At 68.7% G+C, this 4,756-nt stretch carries 4 protein-coding genes; all 4 read right to left on the bottom strand.

What is annotated here, in order from left to right; translation table 11 throughout:
* Window positions 1-829: 829 nt before the first annotated feature.
* Window positions 830-2,062 carry a GTPase gene (locus ACH45E_RS45715; RefSeq protein WP_361458272.1) on the bottom strand — a complete coding sequence of 411 codons (1,233 nt, stop codon included), beginning with the start codon at window positions 2,060-2,062 and terminating at the stop codon, window positions 830-832.
* Window positions 2,063-2,229: 167 nt separating this feature from the next.
* Window positions 2,230-3,978 (bottom strand): DEAD/DEAH box helicase, encoded by a 1,749-nt coding sequence (locus ACH45E_RS45710; RefSeq protein ID WP_361458275.1) that lies wholly within the window; start codon window positions 3,976-3,978, stop codon window positions 2,230-2,232.
* Between the two features lie 86 nt (window positions 3,979-4,064).
* Window positions 4,065-4,268 (bottom strand): cold-shock protein, encoded by a 204-nt coding sequence (locus tag ACH45E_RS45705; RefSeq protein ID WP_016578941.1) that lies wholly within the window; start codon window positions 4,266-4,268, stop codon window positions 4,065-4,067.
* Window positions 4,269-4,448: 180 nt separating this feature from the next.
* Window positions 4,449-4,756, bottom strand: a 308-nt coding sequence (locus ACH45E_RS45700; protein ID WP_361458278.1) for a DNA-directed RNA polymerase subunit alpha C-terminal domain-containing protein, incomplete at its 5' end; no start/stop codon positions are given.

The raw sequence follows: 4,756 nt of genomic DNA, 5'->3' as shown, positions 1-4,756 counted from the left end.
GCGGACGCCCCTGAGTACTGGCACCGCCTGCGCGAGATGGCTCAACTTGTCGCGGAGTCCCCACATGTAGCCACCAAATGAGATGACCTCTTAGCCATCGACGAAGCCCGACCGTTGGTTAGGTCCCGGGTCGTGCCCGGGCCACCCCCAACAGAGCCGGGGATGCAGTTGCTCTACAGAGTTGGACACCTCGGAAGCCGACCGCGCGTCTGAGACCCTAGCCATGGGCACTGACAAAGCGCCTCGCGAGCAGAGCCCCTCACGCCACGCGTCCGCACCACAAGCGCACCAGATCGAGCGGGGAACAGCGGGGAACCACGGTGCAAGCGGTCTGGCCCGGCAAGGCCTCACCGTGAATGTTCGCGCAGGTCAGCGCCCGAACCGGCCACGAATGCCCGCAGCTTCCCAAGCTGAGGGCTCATGCGTTGTGGTCGCAGGCCGGCCGTCGTGGCTTGCTCTGGTCGGTGGCACAGGCAGCGTGGCTGAGGCCGGTGAGGGTGCAGCGAGACATACGCGTGCGTGGTCGGTCGGCGTTCCCGTCGTCGTGGCTGACTGTCGTCGGCTGAGGTTCCAACGGGTCGTGTCGAGGGTGCACGCCGTCAGCCGAGTGCGGCAACGCTGGGCCGTCTCTGGGCCGTCCGAGGCCGCTCGACAGTGACCAATGACGACCAACGACGGCCACCAGGCGCACGGGCTGACCACCCCTGACCAGCAAAAACCCAGCTCACCAGGATCCCCGACAAGACCCAGGGCAAGAAGAAGTAACCCGGCTTGATCAAGCCCCCTACCTGCGGTTTCTCTGTTGGTAGGGGGCTTCGCTGTCTGGAGATCAACCGCCGGACTCGAACCGCTTCCTCGCGGTGCTCAGCGGGTGCTTGTCGATGAAGTAGGTTACGGCTGCTTCGCCGATGGCCTTCGTGCCGGCTGCGGCGATGGAACCGGACGCCACGTTCCCCGCGGCGGGCAGCAGTTTCACCAGGGCTCTGGCCACCTCTCGAAATCCCAGCCCCGCGCCGATGTTGGCTCCGAGTCCCGTCAGTAGTTGCCGGGCCGAGGACAGGGAGAGCTCGTGGCCGGCGATGTAGGCGATCACGATGATCATGAGGATCTGGAGCCCGGTGATGAAGGGATAGTCGGCGAACGGAATCGGCTGGAGGCCGATGATCCCGCTGGCGGCTGCCATGGTTGCCACGACCGTCCGGGCGACCCGCTTCTGTACGACCCGGAACTGAGCCAGTCGTACGAAACTCAGCTGGGTTTCGTCGGGCAGCACCTCCTGCATCTTCAGTGCAAGGGTGTCGATGTTCCACCGATAGTCCCGAAGCGGATTGACCTCGGTTCCGGCGAAGACCATCAGTGCCGATGTGGGAACCACACCACAAGAGACATACCGTGCGAGATATTCGGAGCCCTTGAGGTGGCGGGTGAGGATCTCAGAGGCCTCCCTCACATTGGCCGTCTTTTCGGCGTCCTCGCTGTCGTGCGGGGGGAACCGGAGATCCGCCGGATGCAGCGTGTCACAGTGGGTGAGCACGGGGATGATCTGCACGGCCGTCTCATGCACGCGGAGGGCCTCGCGGTGGACGAGTTCCAGCGCGGACAGATCACCGGCGATGGCCGCGTCAACCTCTGTCGCCTTGACGAGGAACAGGATGACGTCCGGGCACTTGGTCCGGATCGCGGCCAGCAGCGATTCCTCCGCGGTCTTCTCCGGGTCCTCCTCGGCCGGCATCGACCCTTCCTGAACACCGCGCGTGTCCAGGATCTCGACCTGGCGACCGGAGATCTCGCAGATTTCCCAATCCGCCTTGCCGGTCTGTGCCCCTGAATGTCCGGTCTTGCGCACCAGCGAACTGAACAGGGCGTTGATCATCTGCGACTTTCCCGCTCCGCGACGACCCACCATCATCACCCTCGGGTGACGCCTGTCCTCCAGCATGGCCAGCAAGCCGGAAATCTGTGCCCGTACCTCGGTGGCGACCTTGTCGGGTAAGACGTCCAGCATTGAGGTCAATTTGCCCAATGCCTGGTCGAGACCGCGAAGTTCGTCGTCGGGATCCATGCTCACGAGCCCCCCTGCCCATACGGGTCCCGGTGCCCGGCGTCCGGTGGCCGACCGGAACGCCGATCACTGGACCGCGACGATACCGACGGTCCGGGCTGACTGTCAGCGGCGCATTAGCGACAGCGCGCGCTCCAGGCACGCGCCCCTGGGCGCACCCCGGGCGCTCAGCGCCCGGCGTCCGATTTCGGCGGGCCGCTTCGGCGGCCGGATCCGCGGGCGGGCTTGCCCGAGGGGGCGGCGGTCGTCGCGCCGGTTGCCGTACCGGACGCGGGCTGGCGGCCAGAGTTGCGGCCGCCGGCTCTGGCGGCACCGCCTGTGGCACCGCCCGTCGCGGCTCCGGAGGACGCCCGGCGGCCGGCGCCGCGCCCGCTGGTCGCGGGGGTGCCACCGGATGCCGCCGTCCCGGTCGCGGGCCGGCGGGCGGAGCCCCGGCTCCCTGTCCTGGTCCTGGCGGCAGCGCCTGCCTCGGCCTCGGCTCCGCCGCCGTTTCGGCGCCGGCCGCCGGATCGCCTGCCGGGCTTGGTGCCGGTCTTGCCCTCCGGGCGGGACGCCGCCTGGGGCGTCGGCTGGGGGATCTCGATGGTGACGGCGATGCCGGACGGCTCGCGGGCGCCGGTGATGGTGGTCAGGGCCGCGTCGCTCGATGTGACGCGGGCCGTGCGGGGGCGGATACCCGCGTCCGACATGAGGCGGGTGACGTCCCGCTTCTGGTCGGGCAGGACCAGGGTGACCACGCTGCCGGAGCCGCCGGCGCGGGCGGTGCGGCCGCCCCGGTGGAGGTAGTCCTTGTGGTCGGCCGGGGGGTCGACGTTCACGACGAGGTCGAGGTCGTCGATGTGTATGCCGCGGGCCGCGACGTTCGTCGCCACCAGGGCGGTGACCTGACCGTTCTTGAACTGTTCCAGGGTGCGGTTGCGCTGCGGCTGGGAGCGGCCCCCGTGCAGTGCCGCCGCGCGGACACCGACGGCCAGGAGCCGCTTGGCGAGCCGGTCGGCGGACCTCTTGGTGTCGAGGAAGAGGATGACCCGGCCGTCACGGGCCGCGATGCGCGTGGTGACGGCCTTCTTGTCGGTCTCGTCCTGGAGGTGGAGCACGTGGTGCTCCATGGTGGTGACCGCCCCGGCGGACGGGTCCACGGAGTGCACCACGGGGTCGGTCAGGAACCGCTGCACCAGGCGGTCGATGTTGCGGTCCAGCGTGGCCGAGAAGAGCATGCGCTGCCCGTCGGGCCGTACCTGCTGGATCAGCTTGGTGATCTGCGGCAGGAAGCCCATGTCGGTCATCTGGTCGGCTTCGTCCAGCACCGTGATGCGTACCTCGTCGAGTACGCAGTCCCCGCGCTCCACGAGATCGTTCAGCCTGCCCGGGCTCGCCACGACCACCTCCGCGCCGCGCCGGAGCGTAGCGGCCTGCTTGGTGATGGACAGCCCGCCGACCACGGTGGCCAGCCGGAGATTCACCGCCGTCGCGTAGGGGGTCAGCGCGTCCGTCACCTGGAGGGCGAGTTCGCGGGTGGGCACCAGCACGAGGGCGAGGGGTGCCTTGGGCTCCGCGCGCAGCCCGGCCGTGCGGGCCAGCAGCGCGAGCCCGAACGCGAGGGTCTTGCCGGAGCCGGTGCGTCCGCGTCCCAGCAGGTCACGGCCTGCGAGCGAGTTGGGCAGGGTGGCGGCCTGGATGGGGAAGGGCGTGGTCACCCCCTGCGCGGTGAGGGTCTTCAGCAGCCCCGCGGGCATGTCCATACCGGCGAAGTCCTCGACGGCGGGAAGTGCGGGCGTCGTGCTTTCCGGCAGCCGGAACTCCGTCGGCGACGACGCGGACGACCCGGACCGTGCCGACGACGCGGACCGTGCGGACGACGAGGACCGTGCGGACGACGAGGCGCGCCGGTTCGGGCTCTGGGACCTGCGGGACATGCGGTTGTCTGCCTTCCTGGAAACAGCACAAACCGGGGTCCGCACCATGACGGTACGAACCCCGGTGTGCGGATACGCGTCCGCGATCAGGCGGGGACGATGTTCTCCGCCTGCGGGCCCTTCTGGCCCTGCGTCACGTCGAAGGACACGCGCTGGCCCTCCTGGAGCTCACGGAAGCCCTGCGACTGAATGTTCGAGTAGTGAGCGAAGACGTCGGGGCCGCCGCCGTCCTGCTGGATGAAGCCGAAACCCTTTTCGGCGTTGAACCACTTCACGGTTCCCTGTGCCATGACCTTCTCCTTCTAGGCAGAGGCCCCATCCGGAGATCCCGGAAAACAAACAAATGCGCCTGATGGATAAACATTCCCGTCAGGCGCACATAGGTTCATGGGTACCACAACTGCAACGCTGTGACCCTAGCACAGCTCGGCGACCCGTGGCGGGCCGCCGAGCCGAGTGTCGTCCAGTACTCAGTACTGCTCGGTCTCCACGAAGCCCGAGTTCCCGTTGTCGTCCGCGTCGAAGGCGGCGGCGGTCGGGTCGAATCCGGGCGGGCTGTCCTTGAGCGCCAGGCCCAGGCCGGCCAGCTTCGCCTTGACCTCGTCGATGGACTTCGCACCGAAGTTGCGGATGTCCAGCAGGTCGGCCTCGGAGCGCGCCAGGAGCTCACCCACGGAGTGGACGCCCTCACGCTTGAGGCAGTTGTACGAGCGGACCGTGAGCTCCAGCTCCTCGATCGGCAGCGCGAGGTCGGCGGCCAGGGCGGCGTCCGTGGGGG

It is taken from the genome of Streptomyces sp. NPDC020299 (genome assembly GCF_044387825.1).
Lineage (GTDB): Bacteria > Actinomycetota > Actinomycetes > Streptomycetales > Streptomycetaceae > Streptomyces.
Note: the sequence above shows the minus strand (reverse complement) of the source record. Positions and strands in the feature narration are given on the sequence as shown.